Annotated in this window: 20 protein-coding genes and 1 pseudogene; all 21 read right to left on the minus strand. The window is 49.3% G+C overall.

Going from position 1 to position 18087, the window contains the following annotated elements:
• Positions 1-315: 315 nt before the first annotated feature.
• Positions 316-861: a ribosome hibernation-promoting factor, HPF/YfiA family gene (gene hpf / locus ACFSKT_RS27810; protein ID WP_377720661.1), complete on the minus strand. Its 546-nt coding sequence runs from the start codon at positions 859-861 to the stop codon at positions 316-318.
• Between the two features lie 512 nt (positions 862-1373).
• A complete protein-coding gene (locus tag ACFSKT_RS27815) occupies positions 1374-1571 on the minus strand; it encodes a cold shock domain-containing protein (protein ID WP_087569424.1) in 198 nt (65 codons plus the stop codon).
• A 319-nt stretch (positions 1572-1890) separates the two neighbouring features.
• Positions 1891-2223, minus strand: a complete 333-nt coding sequence (gene fliT, locus ACFSKT_RS27820; RefSeq protein ID WP_377720660.1) for a flagellar protein FliT — start codon at positions 2221-2223, stop codon at positions 1891-1893.
• Entirely contained in the window at positions 2183-2611 is a 429-nt protein-coding gene (fliS, locus tag ACFSKT_RS27825; protein WP_377720659.1) for a flagellar export chaperone FliS, read from the minus strand. Before fliS ends, fliT begins: the two co-directional genes overlap by 41 nt.
• A 14-nt stretch (positions 2612-2625) precedes the next feature.
• The gene (fliD, locus tag ACFSKT_RS27830) at positions 2626-4113 is read right to left on the minus strand and encodes a flagellar filament capping protein FliD (RefSeq protein ID WP_377720658.1); all 1488 of its coding nucleotides are present in this window, start codon (positions 4111-4113) and stop codon (positions 2626-2628) included.
• A gap of 32 nt (positions 4114-4145) precedes the next feature.
• A complete protein-coding gene (locus ACFSKT_RS27835) occupies positions 4146-4550 on the minus strand; it encodes a flagellar protein FlaG (protein WP_377720657.1) in 405 nt (134 codons plus the stop codon).
• Positions 4551-4811: 261 nt separating this feature from the next.
• Positions 4812-5639, minus strand: a complete 828-nt coding sequence (locus ACFSKT_RS27840) for a flagellin N-terminal helical domain-containing protein (RefSeq protein ID WP_377720656.1) — start codon at positions 5637-5639, stop codon at positions 4812-4814.
• A 225-nt stretch (positions 5640-5864) separates the two neighbouring features.
• On the minus strand, positions 5865-6692 hold the full coding sequence (locus tag ACFSKT_RS27845; protein ID WP_377776369.1) for a flagellin N-terminal helical domain-containing protein: 828 nt from the start codon (positions 6690-6692) through the stop codon (positions 5865-5867).
• A 238-nt stretch (positions 6693-6930) separates the two neighbouring features.
• On the minus strand, positions 6931-7758 hold the full coding sequence (locus ACFSKT_RS27850; RefSeq protein WP_377720654.1) for a flagellin N-terminal helical domain-containing protein: 828 nt from the start codon (positions 7756-7758) through the stop codon (positions 6931-6933).
• A gap of 232 nt (positions 7759-7990) precedes the next feature.
• Positions 7991-8818, minus strand: a complete 828-nt coding sequence (locus ACFSKT_RS27855; RefSeq protein WP_377776370.1) for a flagellin N-terminal helical domain-containing protein — start codon at positions 8816-8818, stop codon at positions 7991-7993.
• A gap of 234 nt (positions 8819-9052) precedes the next feature.
• Entirely contained in the window at positions 9053-9880 is an 828-nt protein-coding gene (locus ACFSKT_RS27860) for a flagellin N-terminal helical domain-containing protein (protein ID WP_377719019.1), read from the minus strand.
• Positions 9881-10099: 219 nt separating this feature from the next.
• Entirely contained in the window at positions 10100-11320 is a 1221-nt protein-coding gene (gene fliB, locus ACFSKT_RS27865; RefSeq protein WP_377719020.1) for a flagellin lysine-N-methylase, read from the minus strand.
• 125 nt (positions 11321-11445) lie between these two features.
• Complete coding sequence (locus ACFSKT_RS27870; protein ID WP_377776371.1) at positions 11446-12273, minus strand: flagellin N-terminal helical domain-containing protein; 828 nt, start codon at positions 12271-12273, stop codon at positions 11446-11448.
• Positions 12274-12513: 240 nt separating this feature from the next.
• Positions 12514-12762, minus strand: a complete 249-nt coding sequence (gene csrA, locus ACFSKT_RS27875) for a carbon storage regulator CsrA (RefSeq protein ID WP_377719022.1) — start codon at positions 12760-12762, stop codon at positions 12514-12516.
• A complete protein-coding gene (locus tag ACFSKT_RS27880; RefSeq protein ID WP_377719023.1) occupies positions 12762-13223 on the minus strand; it encodes a flagellar assembly protein FliW in 462 nt (153 codons plus the stop codon). The genes csrA and ACFSKT_RS27880 overlap by 1 nt, the downstream gene beginning before the upstream one ends.
• A gap of 91 nt (positions 13224-13314) precedes the next feature.
• The gene (locus tag ACFSKT_RS27885; protein WP_377719024.1) at positions 13315-13881 is read right to left on the minus strand and encodes a DUF6470 family protein; all 567 of its coding nucleotides are present in this window, start codon (positions 13879-13881) and stop codon (positions 13315-13317) included.
• Positions 13882-13893: 12 nt separating this feature from the next.
• The gene (gene flgL, locus ACFSKT_RS27890) at positions 13894-14871 is read right to left on the minus strand and encodes a flagellar hook-associated protein FlgL (protein WP_377719025.1); all 978 of its coding nucleotides are present in this window, start codon (positions 14869-14871) and stop codon (positions 13894-13896) included.
• A gap of 33 nt (positions 14872-14904) precedes the next feature.
• Positions 14905-16462, minus strand: a pseudogene (gene flgK, locus ACFSKT_RS27895) (flagellar hook-associated protein FlgK).
• Positions 16463-16663: 201 nt separating this feature from the next.
• Positions 16664-17167, minus strand: a complete 504-nt coding sequence (locus ACFSKT_RS27900; protein WP_377719027.1) for a flagellar protein FlgN — start codon at positions 17165-17167, stop codon at positions 16664-16666.
• Positions 17168-17206: 39 nt separating this feature from the next.
• Entirely contained in the window at positions 17207-17473 is a 267-nt protein-coding gene (gene flgM, locus ACFSKT_RS27905) for a flagellar biosynthesis anti-sigma factor FlgM (RefSeq protein WP_377719028.1), read from the minus strand.
• Between the two features lie 116 nt (positions 17474-17589).
• Positions 17590-17982 carry a TIGR03826 family flagellar region protein gene (locus ACFSKT_RS27910; protein WP_377719029.1) on the minus strand — a complete coding sequence of 131 codons (393 nt, stop codon included), beginning with the start codon at positions 17980-17982 and terminating at the stop codon, positions 17590-17592.
• Between the last annotated feature and the right edge of the window lie 105 nt (positions 17983-18087).

An 18087-nucleotide genomic window follows, 5' to 3' on the forward strand; every position in this document is an offset into this window, starting at 1 on the left:
CTTTCGCTGCAAAAGCATGTTTGGGTAAATTGTAACAGTTTGCGGCGCGTATCGCAATGTAAGACGACGGTTAGACGGGAGCGCATGGCGAAATGCATGTCACCTTTAAACCTTGCCGAGCCGCGGATTCCGGTTCGTTCGAAAGCGCCCGTCCGGGCGGAATTGATGACGGTAAGCCGGCTATGTAACAATGGCGCTTCAGCCGCGGTTAAAAAACCGATTAGCACCTTGTTCATGTGTTTCCCCATCTGCCCGTATAATATGAAAGGGCAGCGCTTCCGGTAGGAAACGATGCCCTGTTTATAAGCAAGTTGATTAGTTCTGTTCAATTAAGCCGTAACGCCCGTCGCCCCGCTTGTAGACCACGTTCACTTCTTTGGTCTCGGCGTTGGCGAAGACGAAAAACGAGTGTCCCACCATGTTCATTTGGAGGATCGCCTCCTCCACATCCATCGGCTTCAGCGTGAAACGCTTGGTGCGTACCAGCTCCCAGTCCTCTTCGTCCTCGTGAACCCGCACGGGCGCCGCATCTTCCCTGAATAAGGTTCGAATGCCGCTTTCCTGTCTATATTTGCGATTGACCTTGGTTTTGTATTTGCGGATTTGACGTTCGAGTTTGTCCACCACCACGTCGATCGAAGCATACATATCGTCGCTCTTCTCCTCGGCTCTTAACATCGTACCCTGGAGCGGAATCGCGACTTCGACGGCGTGTCTGCCTTTCGTCACGGACATCGTCGTATTCAATTCGGAGGTTTCGGGCGCTTCAAAATACTTTTCCAGGCGGCTGAGCTTCTTCTCGACATATTCGCGCATCGCGTCTGTCACTTGGATGTTTTGACCTCGAACATTGTATTTCATGGGGCACTCCTCCTTTACATGCTCTCATTATATCATAGTTGAAGGCGTTTTCCCAAAGTATTTTCTGTATTATTAGAATTTTTAGATAATAGTTTGGCCGATTAATGAACGCGACATGGTAAGGAAGCGCGTGAGGGACTTAGGGGGATAGTTAGTTCTTTAATGAAACGGAAAGATTGGTAATTGCAGCCGCGAGGAAATGGATTGTTATTGGTTTGCGAGCAGGTGAGGTTGACCGAGCCCGCATGCATGAAAATCCGGAAACGTGCTGAGAATCCAGGGTTCTGCTCCCGCGGCGCGCTGACCAGGTGGACAAAGAAGTAAGGAATTAATATCGGCGATCTGATGCATCATGCCGAGCCGCATTCGTTCATCGCAAGCGATGTCGACGCGGCTCGCCTGCGCAAGATATCCGAAAATAAAAAAAAGCCCTGGTTGCCCAGGGCTGCGGTTGTGTTTGCATTAGTTCGTCAAGCGTGAACCATCTATCGTGGGCTGAAGTCAGCCGATGATTACAGTTTGACTACGTTTGCAGCTTGTGGTCCGCGTGCGCCTTCCACGATGTCGAATTCTACAGCTTGACCTTCCTCAAGCGTTTTGAAGCCTTCGGATTGGATTGCGGAGAAGTGAACAAATACGTCGCCGCCTTGTTCAGTCTCGATGAAGCCATAGCCCTTCTCAGCGTTGAACCATTTAACTTTTCCTTGCATGCATAAACATTCCCTTCATCTTCAAATGCTGCGAGGTCACACACGAATGTGGCTCACAAATCGACTATACCATCGTTGTCACACAATTGTCAACGATGTTGTGGAAGCGTTTTACTTTCATGAAAACGGGAGCTAACACGAGATGCAAGGTGTACCGACTGTCGCCGTTTTTTAACGGCGCGTTGCGTTACATTCCGCATAAGTTGATTCGTTTGCTTTCACATCCGAGGATTGAGAAGGTCGCATCAGCACGGAGAAATACAAGGTTTATGAAAAAACGTGAACTTATTCATGCCTGTATATAAAAAGAAGAAGAGAGCTATCTTCTTCGGTCGAAGAATAAGCTCTCGTCTTGATGGGCGCCGTAGCTGCTATCATATAAATTTCGGCTTCGCTGACCTTGCTGTACTTTTTCAAGCTCCTCTGCCGCTTCATTCTTCAGTTGAAGCATGCGAATGATAATCTGCTTATCCAGCTCAAGGATCCGTTTCGCGTCCTCGTGTTCCTCCGGCTTAAGCTGGCCTTGCATCAAGTTCTCGAATATCTCTTCCCGCTCGGTCATGTACTGGTCAAAATCCTCCAGCTCACATTCCCCCAACCGGCTGACCAGCTCAGCCGACAACCGTTTGAGCCGTACGATTGGCTGTTCCATTCGGGATCGCTCCTGTCGCATTCGCTGCTTTCGCTGCTTCTATCCAGGTTGCCTTCATTTCGACCAGGTAACCGAGCACTTCTTCTGCCGGCTCCACATCCTTCTTAATGTTAGCTTGGACCAGAAGATGATTGTAATATTCATACAGCGAAAGCAAGCTCTGAGCTAACGGTGAATTGCGGTCAACGGTAATTATGAATTCTGAAATGATGTTTTGTGTTTTAATCAGAAGCTCATTGGCTTCTTCATTGCGCTTCGCACGTAGGGCATCGATCGCCCCTCTGCAGAAACGAATCGCGCCATCAAACAACATTAGAAGCAATTGTGCTGGTGTTGCTGTCTGCACCGTCGTCTCGAGATACTTATTGCGCTGCAAATATTGCATCATCTCTCATCCCCTTATTATTGTCCTGTCTGTCCTGCCATCCAGCTGCTCTGAGAGTTCATCTTGCTCAGGTATGATTCCATCCGGGAAAATTGTCTGTAGTAACGTTCCTGCAAATCGCTGATTCGTGTCTCTTCCGTAGAAATACGATTCTTAAGCTCCAGCAATTCTTTGCCCATGCTATACGATGTCATGGAAACGGAACCGGTTGAACCCGCTTTGGCCGTAATTTTGTTAATGATCTCGTTCGCCCGGTCATATAGACGAACCGCCAGTCCATCGCCGCCGCTTGCCTTATCGTCTCCGTCGTTCGCCGTAAACAGCTTCATGACCTCGTCCGGGTTATCGGCAATCGCTTGCTTTAGCTTCGAATCACTGATATAGATTTTACCTTTATCCATATAAGAACCCGCAATTCCGCCGCCAGCAGAGAGGGTCGACGAAATACCGATTTTAGCCAAGCTGTCCAGATCGACAGGCATGCCGTCAATTTTCTCCGAGAACGCTTGACGCAGCGAGGACAAGCCGCTGGTCAGTATCGAATCTCGGGACAGCAAGCCAGCCTTTGCTTTCTCTTCCCACTTCTTGATCTCATCCTCGCTCATGGCGTCCTTCTGCTCTTTAGTTAGCGGTTCAAAGCTGCGCTCATGGGTTTCGGATATTTTTTTATTCACGGTTTCGATCAGTTCATTATATTTATCGACAAAACCTTTGATTGTATTAAATATCGCATCCGAATCTTGATTGACGGTTACTGTCGCCGGCGTAGTCGTAACAGCCTTAGCGGTAATGTTCAAGCCCGCTATCGAGAACGTGTTCGTCTCGTATGAGCCAGATACCCCGTTGAATGTGACGTCCGCATTCGTTCCTTTTTCCGAGGTACTTGCCGCACCAACCTTATTAACCGTATTTAATACACTAACCGCCGAGCCCCCGAGCGTGATCTCCGCGTTCTCCCCGGTTTTCGTCGTCGTGAAAAATATCCGCTGCATCGTGCTGTCATAAGAAGCTTTTACGCCTGTCTCCGATGATTTGGCATTGATTAAATTCACAAGATCGGCTGGTTTCGTGTTTGATCCAGAAGCAGAAAGAATATCTACTGGATTGCCATTAAAATCATTAATGGTCAAATTTTTGTTAGTGAAATCTGGATTCGAGCCAAGAACGGCCGATGTTAGCGACGCTCCTGAAGCTAAGCTGGACACTTCAATATTAAATTGTCCTGTATTCGCGCTCGTGGAAGCGCTGACGGAGACGGCACTGTCCTGCGAGGATGTTACTGTCTTCGTCATGTAGCTGGATTGCAGTTTCATATTAAAAGCACTATTTCGGAAATCCAGGATTTTACTGTTCATTTCCCGATAATCGGTACGTTTCCACTCCAGCATATCCTGCTTCTGCTTATACTTGTTGACTTTTGCGGAATTCGAGCTTACGAGTGCTTTTACCAATGAGTCGGTATCCAAACCAGAAACAAGACCGCTTAGACGGTTTACTCCAACCATTCGGACCACTCCTCTCTAAAATTCGTTAACCCTTATCTCTTCTCGTCTACTAATAAACCGGCCATTTCCCAAAGCTTCGCAACAAAGTCGAGTGTCTTCTCCGGCGGCACTTCACGGATGATCTCACCCGTCTCTTTATCGAGCACCTTCACCGCGATCAGCTTGGTCTTCTCATGCACGGTAAACTCCAGCGCCGTCGATTTTCCCTGCATCGCTTTAATCGCGCGTTCTACCGCTTTGACCACCTGCTCGTCGCTGAGCGTGTAATTCTCTCCACGCATCTCTGCTTGTTTCAGATCGCTTAACGATTGAATATGCGCTTGCGTGATCGGGTCCGGCACGCTGGATTGTAATGCTCCGCTTGATTTCTGAGCCGACTCAGCGTGGGTGCCACGTTCCGAAATGCCGCTATTCACACCCGATACATTCATATTCATAGCTCCCAATCCCCCATTGGAATGATTATAATTCATATATCGGCTATTCTCCGCGAATGCATTAGAGCAATCCTCTAAAACTTTCGCCTCTCAGGGGATAATGTCGAAATTTACGCAGTGTGTTCATCGAATTGATACAATGCAATTTTCGGCAAAATGATAAGGCCTAAAGATAACCAGCCAAACCCCATCTGGTATGAAGCGATGGCGGCAAGAAAAGAGACCCTAGATAGTCTAAGGTCTCTCCTCTGTTGACTGCTATTAACGAAGGAGTTGAAGAACGCCTTGCGGTTGTTGGTTTGCTTGAGCCAGCATCGCTTGAGCGGCTTGGGAAAGAATCGAGTTCTTCGTTTGCTCCATCATTTCTTTGGCCATGTCTACGTCACGAATACGGGATTCGGATGCAGTCAGGTTCTCCGATGCGTTGTTCAGGTTGTTGATGGTGTGCTCCAAACGGTTTTGCAGCGCACCCAGGTACGAACGGCCAGCCGATACGCTTTCCAGCTGCGTGTTGATCGTTGTAATTGCCGTGTTTGCATCTGTTTGTGTCGCGATAGTAGCGCCTGTTGCAGCCGTGTGTACTGCCGTTAAATCAACACCTGCTGTGTCGAGATTAATGTCGATCGTTTGAGCCGCGTCTGCACCAACATGCATTTTCAAGTTAGCGGTAGCAGAGCCATCAAGCAGCTTCTGCGTATTGAAGGTCGTATTGTCTTTGATTCGTCCGATTTCTGCAGTCAGCTGATCAAATTCAGCTTCCAGCGCTGTACGGTCTGCGGTTACGTTCGTATCGTTCGCGGATTGTACGGCCAGTTCTCTTTGTCTTTGCAGAATCGAGTGAACTTCTTGCAGGGCGCCCTCAGCCGTTTGAATCAACGAGATGCCATCTTGCGCGTTGCGGGATGCTTGGTCCAAGCCACGGATTTGTCCGCGCATTTTCTCGGAAATGGCCAGACCTGCCGCATCGTCACCTGCACGGTTGATGCGAAGACCGGACGACAGTTTCTCGATGTTCTTGCTTTGGTTTGCCGTGTTGACGCCCAATTGACGATGTGTGTTCAAAGCCGAGATGTTGTGGTTAATACGCATTGTTATTTCCTCCCTGAGTTTAAGGCTCCGCTTCCTTGCGATGCCTGTGTTTTTATCGCGGTTGTTGAGGTTGTGTACGCTCTCGACCCGCTACTATATATATCGGCTCGTTAAGAGCATCGATTATAGCACTATTCCTGGTATATTTACCCTGTGCAATGAAGCCCGCGGGGCATAAGAAAAGAGACCCTAGATAATCTAGGGTCTCTCCTTTGTTGACTGCTATTAACGGAGAAGTTGAAGTACGCCTTGCGGTTGTTGGTTCGCTTGAGCCAGCATCGCTTGAGCGGCTTGGGAAAGAATCGAGTTCTTCGTTTGCTCCATCATTTCTTTGGCCATGTCTACGTCACGAATACGGGATTCGGATGCCGTCAGGTTCTCCGAAGCATTGTTCAGGTTGTTGATCGTGTGCTCCAGACGGTTTTGCAGCGCACCCAGGTACGAACGGCCAGCCGATACGCTTTCCAGCTGCGTGTTGATGGATGTAATCGCTGCATCCGCACCTGCTTGCGTAGCAATTGTTGCCGTACCGGCTGCAGTAGCGACTGCCGTTAAATCAACACCTGCCGTGTCAAGATTAATGTCGATCGTTTGACCAGCATCCGCGCCAACATGCATTTTCAAGTTAGCGGTAGCAGAGCCATCAAGCAGCTTCTGCGTATTGAACGTCGTATTGTCTTTGATGCGTCCGATTTCTGCAGTCAGCTGATCAAATTCAGCTTCCAGCGCTGTACGGTCCGCTGTTACGTTCGTATCGTTCGCGGATTGTACGGCCAGTTCTCTTTGTCTTTGCAGAATCGAGTGAACTTCTTGCAGGGCGCCCTCAGCCGTTTGAATCAACGAGATGCCATCTTGCGCGTTGCGGGATGCTTGGTCCAAACCACGGATTTGTCCGCGCATTTTCTCGGAAATGGCCAGCCCTGCCGCATCGTCGCCTGCACGGTTGATGCGAAGACCGGACGACAGTTTCTCGATGTTCTTGCTTTGGTTTGCCGTGTTGACTCCCAATTGACGATGTGTGTTCAATGCTGCGATGTTGTGGTTAATACGCATGAATATTTCCTCCCTGAGTGTAAGGCTCGCTTCCTTGCGATGCCTGTGTTTGTTATCGCGGTTGATGAGGTTTTGTACGCTCTCGACCCGCTACTATATATATCGGCCATTTAAGAGGATTGTTTATAGTACGATTCAGGTAAAATCAAGAATCCTAAAGATAAACCTTCCCCTTATGGGGTGGAGCATAAGAAAAGAGACCCTAGATAATCTAGGGTCTCTCCTCTGTTGACTGCTATTAACGGAGAAGTTGAAGTACGCCTTGCGGTTGTTGGTTCGCTTGAGCCAGCATCGCTTGAGCGGCTTGGGAAAGAATCGAGTTCTTCGTTTGCTCCATCATTTCTTTGGCCATGTCTACGTCACGAATACGGGATTCGGATGCCGTCAGGTTCTCCGATGCGTTGTTCAAGTTGTTGATGGTGTGTTCCAAACGGTTTTGCAGCGCACCCAGGTACGAACGACCAGAGGACACACTTTCCAGCTGCGTGTTGATCGTTGTAATCGCCGTGTTTGCACCTGCTTGAGTCGAAATATCAGCTCCCGCTGCTGCTGTTTGGACTGCAGTCAAGTCAACCCCTGCCGTGTCGAGATTGATGTCGATCGTTTGACCAGCATCTGCGCCAACATGCATTTTCAGATCAGCGGTTGCAGAGCCATCAAGCAGCTTCTGCGTATTGAATGTTGTATTGTCTTTGATTCTGCCGATTTCGGAGCTGAGCTGATCAAATTCAGCTTTGAGCGCTGTACGGTCTGCCGTCACGTTCGTGTCGTTCGCGGATTGTACGGCCAGTTCTCTTTGTCTTTGCAGAATCGAGTGAACTTCTTGCAGGGCGCCTTCAGCCGTTTGAATCAACGAGATGCCGTCTTGCGCGTTGCGGGATGCTTGGTCCAAGCCACGGATTTGTCCACGCATTTTCTCGGAAATGGCCAGACCTGCCGCATCGTCGCCTGCACGGTTGATGCGAAGACCGGACGACAGTTTCTCGATGTTCTTGCTTTGGTTTGCCGTGTTGACGCCCAATTGACGGTGTGTGTTCAATGCTGCGATGTTGTGGTTAATACGCATTGTTATTTCCTCCCTGAGTTTAAGGCTCCGCTTCCTTGCGATGCCTGTGTTTTTATCGCGGTTGATGAGGTTGTGTACGCTCTCGACCCGATACTATATATATCGGCTCGTTAAGAGGATTGATTATAGCACGATACCTGGTACATTTATCCGAACGCACCCCTGATATACAGAAGTAGAAATAAGAAAAGAGACCCTAAATAATCTAGGGTCTCTCCTTTGTTGACTGCTATTAACGGAGAAGTTGAAGAACGCCTTGCGGTTGTTGGTTCGCTTGAGCCAGCATCGCTTGAGCGGCTTGGGAAAGAATCGAGTTCTTCGTTTGCTCCATCATTTCTTTGGCCATGTCTACGTCACGAATACGGGATTCGGATGCAGTCAGGTTCTCCGAAGCATTGTTCAGGTTGTTGATCGTGTGCTCCAGACGGTTTTGCAGCGCACCCAGGTACGAACGGCCAGCCGATACGCTTTCCAGCTGCGTGTTGATGGATGTAATCGCTGCATCTGCACCTGCTTGCGTAGCAATTGTTGCCGTACCAGCTGCAGTAGCGACTGCCGTTAAATCAACGCCTGCCGTGTCGAGATTAATGTCGATCGTTTGAGCAGCATCTGCGCCAACATGCATTTTCAAGTTAGCGGTAGCAGAGCCATCAAGCAGCTTCTGCGTATTGAACGTCGTATTGTCTTTGATGCGTCCGATTTCTGCAGTCAGCTGATCAAATTCGGCTTCCAGCGCTGTACGGTCTGCCGTTACGTTCGTATCGTTCGCGGATTGTACGGCCAGTTCTCTTTGTCTTTGCAGAATCGAGTGAACTTCTTGCAGGGCGCCCTCAGCCGTTTGAATCAAGGAGATCCCGTCTTGCGCGTTGCGGGATGCTTGGTCCAAACCACGGATTTGTCCGCGCATTTTCTCGGAAATGGCCAGACCTGCCGCATCGTCGCCTGCACGGTTGATGCGAAGACCGGACGACAGTTTCTCGATGTTTTTGCTTTGGTTTGCCGTGTTGACTCCCAATTGACGATGTGTGTTCAATGCTGCGATGTTGTGGTTAATACGCATGAATATTTCCTCCCTGAGTGTAAGGCTCGCTTCCTTGCGATGCCTGTGTTAGTGTTGCGGTCCACTTGAGGTTTTTGTTTTTCTACTCTCTCGTCCCCGCTAATATATATATCGGCTCGTTAAGAGCAATAATTATAGCACTGTTTCTGGTATATTTACCCTGCGAAATGAACCCCGCGGGTGACAAGAAGAGAGACCCAAGATAATCTCAGGTCTCTCCTCTGTTGACTGCTATTAACGAAGAAGTTGAAGAACGCCTTGCGGTTGTTGGTTCGCTTGAGCCAGCATCGCTTGAGCGGCTTGGGAAAGAATCGAGTTCTTCGTTTGCTCCATCATTTCTTTCGCCATGTCTACGTCACGAATACGGGATTCGGATGCAGTCAGGTTCTCCGAAGCATTGTTCAGGTTGTTGATCGTGTGCTCCAGACGGTTTTGCAGCGCACCCAGGTACGAACGGCCGGAGGATACACTTTCCAGCTGCGTGTTGATCACTGTAATCGCTGCATTAGCACCTGTTTGTGTCGCAATTGTTGCACCACCAGCTGCAGTAGCGACTGCCGATAAATCAACACCTGCTGTGTCGAGATCAATGTCGATCGTTTGGGTTGCATCTGCACCAACATGAATTTTCAAAGCAGCGGTTGCAGAGCCATCAAGCAGCTTCTGCGTATTGAACGTTGTATTGTCTTTGATGCGTCCGATTTCTGCAGTCAGCTGATCATATTCAGCTTCCAGCGCTGTACGGTCTGCTGTTACGTTCGTGTCGTTCGCGGATTGTACGGCCAGTTCTCTTTGTCTTTGCAGAATCGAGTGAACTTCTTGCAGGGCGCCCTCAGCCGTTTGAATCAACGAGATGCCGTCTTGTGCGTTGCGGGATGCTTGATCCAAACCACGGATTTGTCCGCGCATTTTCTCGGAGATTGCCAGACCTGCTGCATCGTCACCTGCACGGTTGATCCGAAGACCGGAAGACAGTTTCTCGATGTTTTTGCTTTGGTTTGCCGTGTTGACGCCCAATTGACGATGTGTGTTCAGTGCAGAGATGTTGTGGTTAATACGCATGATAATTCCTCCCTGAAATGGTTATGTACCCACGTCCGTGTGGATGATGATTACTACTAAGATCGAGGTCGGCCGCCCTCTATTTGTAGCTACCAATATTTATATCGACAAGCTATCCGTTAAGTTTTATAGCATTTAGAAAAAATTTCTTTAAAAAAGGAATTTTCTCAAGAAAAAAGCTACAGAACAAAATTCGTCCTGTAGCTTGAATACGGGTTATTAATGATTGACCAGACAAGTCATATAATACAAATTATTATTCTTTTCTTCCTTGATTTTCGCAATTATACTGCTCACGTGACTTTTATTGTGCCCAATGCTCTTGGAGAACGATTGAATGACTTTGATTACTTTATCTATTTGCAGCCCTTTATCGTGGGCGGAAATCCCAATTAACAAAAACTTGATAATCGCATAGTGACAGATCAATTTGACATATTCGTCAAATATGGATGACTTGCCGTCTGTAATCGGAAAAACATTTTTGAAGACGAGATCGACTAAATAGTTCTCTAAAATATATTCATGTTGTTTCATAAAAGGCACATAATAATGGTTATATGCATCTTCGTAGGTGTCCAAAATACTTTTGTCACCTGCATGATCCGGATGAACCAGGCCATCAATAAACTCAATCACACATTCCCGATAACGGTCATTGCCTGGCGTAATATATTTCACGCCGATTTCCGTCAATTGGGTTAACACTTGAATTTGGGCCGCGATGTTGGGCTTGATGCTGTCGATCTCATTTTTTAATAATCCGTGATCCAACAGCTCGGTATAACGATCGATGAATTGTCCAATCGCTGCATAGTTTTGGGCTTCGATTTCTTTATTTACACTTTCAAAAAACATGCCGAGCAAGATCAACCGTTCCTTTAAGCTATACGCTCTGTTTTGCAGAAGACCGATTGAAAAACTCCGCAGATCCCACAAGTATTTAAGTTCGTTATCGTGGCTATACGTCTCTACACTGTTCTGAACTTGAACTTCCCGCAAAAGGGGATACTCTTCGAAGTAATCGAAGTCGATTCCATCCTTCTGAAGCAACGCAAGCCGAGCAATTTCGGGACAGGACAAAGTAGCCGAAATCTCGAGATTTTTATTGACGTAGTTATAGTTCCGCGGGTAAATATAACACGTCTTGCATAATGCGCCTTCGCCTAGTCTTGCTTGTATGGTACAAAGCTTGTCTTCCGATAACATCGAACAGCTAAGCTTATCCTCTGATAATTTCATGTAGGCGTACTGACCCGTTACTTTGGCCGTATCACGTACGACGTTACGTTTAATTTCGTCATCCTTCTGATAGCGCTCGTAGCTCACTTTGTCTACAGGAATTGTCCATCCGCCGCTGCAGCAGGTATCTTCGCAAGCAGATCCCGTGCATTTAAAATTTTTCATGTAGTTCGCTATTAACGCAGGGAATTTCTGCAAATAGACCACTCCTCTTCCTGTAGTTTGACCCCAGGGGTCTATATGAATTCATCCATACTTGATGGTGGTATTCGCTCATTAAAAGAGACCCTAGATCAACTAAGGTCTCTTCTCTTTACCAAAGATTAACGAAGAAGTTGAAGTACGCCTTGCGGCTGTTGGTTCGCTTGAGCCAGCATCGCTTGAGCAGCTTGAGAAAGAATCGAGTTCTTCGTTTGCTCCATCATTTCTTTGGCCATGTCTACGTCACGAATACGGGATTCGGATGCCGTCAGGTTCTCCGATGCGTTGTTCAGGTTGTTGATGGTGTGCTCCAAACGGTTCTGCAGCGCACCCAGGTACGAACGGCCAGCCGATACACTTTCCAGCTGCGTGTTGATCGTTGTAATCGCTGTGTTTGCATCTGTTTGTGTCGCAATAGTAGCGCCTGTCGCAGCCGTGTGTACTGCCGTTAAATCAACACCTGCTGTGTCGAGATTAATGTCGATCGTTTGAGCAGCGTCTGCACCAACATGCATTTTCAGGTCAGCCGTAGCAGAGCCATCAAGAAGCTTCTGCGTATTGAAGGTTGTATTGTCTTTGATTCGTCCGATTTCTGCAGTCAGCTGATCAAATTCAGCTTCCAGCGCTGTACGGTCGGCTGTTACGTTCGTATCGTTCGCGGATTGGACGGCCAGTTCTCTTTGTCTTTGCAGAATCGAGTGAACTTCTTGCAGGGCGCCCTCAGCCGTTTGAATCAACGAGATGCCGTCTTGCGCGTTGCGGGAAGCTTGATCCAAACCACGGATTTGACCGCGCATTTTCTCGGAAATGGCCAGACCTGCCGCATCGTCGCCTGCACGGTTGATGCGAAGACCGGACGACAGTTTCTCGATGTTTTTGCTTTGGTTTGCCGTGTTGACTCCCAATTGACGATGTGTGTTCAATGCTGCGATGTTGTGGTTAATACGCATTGTTATTTCCTCCCTGAATTTAAGGCTCCGCTTCCTTGCGGTGCCTGTGTTTTATCGTGGTAGATGAGGTTTTGTACGCTCTCGACCCGATACTATATATATCGGCCATATAAGAGGATTGTTTATAGTGCAATTCTGGTATTCTGTTTTCTATACATTCTCGAACCCCTCCACCAGAAAACGAAAAATCCCCGAGTCGCAGGACTCGGGGTTTCGGTATTTGCTCGTGAAGCAAAGAAATTACGCTTTCGGTGAGGAATCACCGTCATTCTCAAACAACTTGGACAGCTGTCGCAATTGGAGACTGCTCGTGGACGCCTCTTTGTTGGCAGCTTGAATGTTCAAGTAAATTTCTTTTCGAAAGATCTCTACTTCCTTGGGCGCCCTAATGCCCAGCTTGACGACGTCACCTTCCACGCTGACTACGACAACTTCAATCTGATTGTCGATCATGATCGATTCGTTTGTTTTCCGAGATAATACGAGCATTACTCCACCTGCCCTTGTGAAGTCTTCTCCACGGACTTCTCTTCTAGCAACGGGTGCCTGTGGCTATAGATACTGTTATGTAAAATAATCTGCTTGGCAGCTCCCGTCTTCTGGTTGACCACGATCGGCGCCTGCAGGTTAATGGTAGCGGCGCTTGCATTAGCTGGCAAAATAATGACTGACCAAATTTCAAGCTCGGCTGCATCCGTAATACCAAGCTCCTGCTGCACACTCTCGGCAAGCTCCCATTCATAGTGGGGATAAAAATGAAACGGATTTCCGACCAGTAAGGAAATATCGCGATTATCTGCCGACTGCAGCAACTTGATCGGCAGATCAATCTCCAAATCCAATAAATCAAACCGGCGAAGGTCTTCAAATCCCGGAATGCCATGCTCAAAGATCAGTTCTCGCGAGCCGGTTACGGTTACATCTCCTAGCCGTGTGGTATCCATCTCCATCCATTTCCCCTTTGTCTTAAATATAGAAAAAACTATAGGCAGCTTACTTCAAGGTCGCCCTATCTGTAACTTCTGCCTATAGCTAAAACAATTATAACGTCAAGTCCACCTGCGGCAGAGTAAACTCGACGCTATTACGCTGGCGAAGATAAATCTCGGCTTTGCCTGGCGTATACTGATGCTCTGCTTTATGCGTGGTAACGTTATATTCGACACCGCCCAAATTCCACTCAATAATAGGGCGATGAGCCGTATACTGAATGTCGACATTATCCATGGATGCGGGCCCCTCAAATGCAAATTCGGGAAATGTACGGCGCCAGTCCATGGCCATCTCAGGGATGGGATTGCTGCCGTCATGAATGGTGGCCATTCGATCACCCTTCTCTACAATCCGAGATATCCCTTGAAGGGCCAGCTCTGCCGACTTCTGATAGATCCGCTTCATCATCTCGAGGTTATTCCCCATCGCAAGCGCATCTCTTGCCCGAGTTTGATCGATTGCGAGCTCTCCGTTAGGTTGCTCAATCGTAAGCTGGGCCGAGGTTTGCTTTATTTCGACCGTCGCTTGGGGCTGCTCGATCTCCTGCTTGGCCGACGTCGTTTGGATCCCAATCCACGCGTATTCCTGATGAATTTGTATCTGCGGAATTCGCATTAGATTTCACCTCTATCTCAGGAAATCAATTAGACTTGGACGGATGAGCTTAGCACCTGCCGACAAAGAAGCCTGGTACACATTCTCCTCCATCTTTAAGTTCGTAATGACGAGCGACATGTCTGCATCCTCTGTCTTCGCGGACACACTTTGAAGATTGATGTTGTTATTCGCCAAGCGGTTCGTGATGAGCTCAATCCGGTTGGCGCGTGCACCAACCTCGGAACGCTTCTCCAGCATCGTACTCATGCGGCTGTCGATTTTGCTAATCATGTTGGATACAGCTGTCGAATCGCCGGCATCCAGCGCTTTCACCATCTGGGTAAGCACGTTGAAAATATTGTCGCTTGTCGTTTCTTGCCCTGGCAAAACCTGCTCCCCGAAAAACTCGTTGCCGGTCACATTGACGGCCATTGTCATCCCGGTCGACAGCTCATACTTAATTTGCCCCGTATCGCTCGTTACATTCTGGGCCAAGAAGTTAGCCGTCGGATCGGCAGCCAGTTGAGCTGGTGTTACCGCTGCCGCCTCATCAATTGTCCGCTTCAAATAGGGAGCGGTTTGCGTTTGTTCGCCGTTAAACATGTACTTGCCATTGAATTGACTGTTGCCAATCTCCACGAGCTGGCTGAATAACTGCTTCACCTCAACGGTTATCGAATCGCGGGCGTCCTGAGGAAGTGCGCCATTCGCGCCTTGCACCATCAGTTCACGAACACGATGCACCACATCCATGGCTTCGCCCATCGTTGTATCCGTGTACTCGAGCAGCGATGTCGCCGCATCGACGTTGCGCTCGTACTGGTCGTTCGCCTGCAGCTCGCTCCGGTAGCGCATCGCGAAGGTCAATCCGACCGGATCGTCGGATGGCTTGTTGATGCGTTTGCCGGAAGAAAGTTGATCCTGCAGTGTATTCATACGATTCATATTTCCGGTTATATTACTAAGGAGACGGGCGTTCATCATCGATTGGGTGACGCGTAATGACATCGCTAATTACCTCCGTGGTTTATGGTGTAAATATTAGAGGCCTACGCGGCCCATGCCGTTGATGATTTTGTCCAGCATCTCGTCGATCGTGGTCATGTTGCGGGCAGCGGCGTTGTACGCATGCTGGAATTTGATCAGGTTGGACATCTCTTCGTCCAGCGAAACGCCGCTTACGGACTGACGGTTCGAATCGACTTGGTCGACCAGCGACTGCTGGTTCGACAAGCGGCGGTTGGCCTCCTCGGCCTGCACGCCCAATTGACCGACAACCGAACGGAAATACGCATCGCCCGTGTTGAGGTCCGCGTCCACCGCGGTGCCGAAGTTAAACTTCGCATCCCGCATTTGGGAGAACATCACCGCCATCGAGTTGTTGCCCGTCACGACGGTGTCGGCGCTCGCGCCGATCGTCACGCGCATCGATGTGGCGATTTTGTTGGCGTTCGACTCGATATCCGGATTGAGGCGCAGGTTCTCGGCGGTCAGTCCTTCAGTCGTGCCGTCGGCCTTCGTGAAGAAGGCGATGCCCGTCGAGTTCGACGTGAAGTTATAGCCGAGCTGATGCAGCCCGTTCAAACCGTTGACTTTCACGGTCAAATCCTCGGTCAGCGTCCGATTCGCCCCCGTGTACGTCACGTTGTTCAGCGTCGTGCCATCCGGCAGGACGGCCCCCTTCGGAATCGTCACCTCGACCTCGCCGTTGGCCATCGAATTGACCATATTGTCCAAATCCGAAATATACCCCTGCACAAATCGATCCCGAGACTCGATCATCCCGTACAGTTCGCCGCTGTTCAAATCGCCGGAAGCAAACGCCGTCGTGAGCGTCTCCGGCGACAAAGGCGTCACCGCCGAGCCGTTCACCAGCTCGGTCCCCCCCCATCGAAATCCGATACCCGTTCGTGGCATGGCTTACCGTGATGTTCATGATTTTGGACAGCTTGTCCGTCATCAAATCGCGCTGGTCGCGAAGGTCGTTCGCGTCGTTGCCGAGCGCTTCGATCTTCTGGATGCTGCTGTTCAACTCCGCAATGTTATTCAAGTAGGCATTGGCTTGATCCGAGCGAATCGCGATGTTCTCGGTAATGTCGCCTTTCAGGTCGCCAAGCTGCTTCGCCGTCTGGTTGAAGGCATCGACCAGGGCAAGCGCCTGCTCGCGGACGATCTTGCGGCCGTCGGCGCTCTCCGGCGTCTTACTCAGGTCCGACCATGCGTCGTAAAAGTTCGACATGACGGTCCGGATGCCGGTATCCGACGGCTCGTTCATGATTTTCTCCAGCTTCTCCAGCACGTCCTGCTGCACTTCGTAGTTGCCAAGCGACTTATTCTCGTTTCGGAACTGGTCGTCGAGGAACTTCTCGCGGATGCGGGTAATCGAGGTGTATTCTACCCCGGTGCCGATCTGGCCGGCAGAGGTCGAGCGCTGCAGCCCGAAGGCTTCCATCGGCTTGGAGGCGGTCAGATTCACCTTCTGACGCGTATACCCCTCCGTATTAGCGTTGCCAATGTTATGCCCGGTCGTATTGAGCGATGCCTGCTGCGCAAATAAGCTTCTCCGTGCGGTCTCCAGCCCATGAAATGTTGAGGTCAACTCGGCACTCTCCTTTATTTAAGAGGTTGTTCAAAAAATCGCCATTTGATCACGAAGCAGATCAAGGAGTGTCTCGCCATCGAATCTTGCATTCAGGCTTGAAGTCCGGTGCTCATTTAGGTTTGCCTAAACTCCGCTCCTCTTTCTTCGCCTTCTTGCAACCTTCTCGGTGCTGAAATGTCGACTTTTTGAACGCTCGCTTTAAGCCTTTGTATCGTATTTATTTAAACGACTATAACCGTTCGCCTGCAAGGCGCGGTGATACGTCACGTCTTCTTCAACGGGTCCAATCAGCAGGTCCAGCGAGTAGTCCACGTAATTGAGCTGCATCCGCAATAGCTGCTGATTGAAATCGTTCAAATCCTTCAATTTGTCGATCAGCTTACGAAGCGTGTCGCTCGTCTCGATCAGCAGCCGCTTCTCTTCCGCGCTGTACACGGCTTGAATCAGATGCTCCATCTTGAATTTGCGCACGACGACAAGACCGGTTTGCTTGAAATAATCCCGCACAAGGTCGCTGCGATGCTGCTCCAGGTCGACGAGCGTCTGCAGCAGCTTCTTCTCTTGGCTCGTCACGCGGGACAAGCCGTTCGTGTCGCCGGCTCCGATCACCTGCTGCTTCTCTTTCCCAATCACAAGCAGCTGCTCGTGCACCTCGATCAATCCCTGCAGAACGGTTACGATCTCTTTGACGACCTCTTGCATGTTGGCAACGGCCCCTTCCCTTGTATCGGTTGTCAGACGCTATCTGATAAATGGCAATACTTTGTCGGCTAACTTGCCGGCATCTACGTGGTACGTGCCCGAAGCCACCTGCGCTTTGAGCTCTTGAATACGCTGCGTGCGTTCAGCGTCGTTCGAACGGCTCGTAGAGAGCATCTCCATCGCCTCCGCTGAGAACTTAACTTCATCTTTCTGCTGCTTCCGCTCCGTGTTGGCGGCCGCGCGCACTTCGTTTTGCTTCTGATAAGGGTTCACTCCGCTAATGCGGCGCATATCGTTAATCTTCATGGGACAATCCCTCCATAGTGGAAACAGCCAAATAAAAAAGCCGATTTATCTGTGGTATACAGATATTATCGGCAATTTTACAAGAAAATTTATATGATTTCGAGCATTGTTTAAATTTAACTTTTCGTCCGGTAGATTGCGGACCCCGCATTTTTCAGCGCATCGGCTCTCATCTGTTCATTCATCTGCCCTACGTCCTTGACGAGGCGCGTCCGGCAATCCTGACACATGTTCCCTTCGCGGATCATCGTCGCGCACACTTCGCACGGATAGCCGAGGTTAGGCGCCCCGATAATCGAAATCCGCCCTTCGCGAATAAACTTGGTGATCTGCTTCACAGACACGCCGGTCGCGTCGGACAGCTCGTGCGTCGTAATGCCTTTGTTCTGGCGAAGATGTTCCGAACACAATGTATACTCTTTATCGATTTCCTTGATGCAATTCGGACATACGTCTCTAAAGTTTTTCGTAAACAGTTTGCCACAGCGCGGACAGTTCGCAATGTTCATTGTCCATGCCTCCTCCCCTTTGGTGCAGATATCGTTATTCTATCAGTTGTATCGACAAAATACATCATAATTTGATATATCCGAAGCACGATCTACGTGGTACTT

It is taken from the genome of Paenibacillus xanthanilyticus, from assembly GCF_042682185.1.
Lineage (GTDB): Bacteria > Bacillota > Bacilli > Paenibacillales > Paenibacillaceae > Paenibacillus_Z > Paenibacillus_Z xanthanilyticus.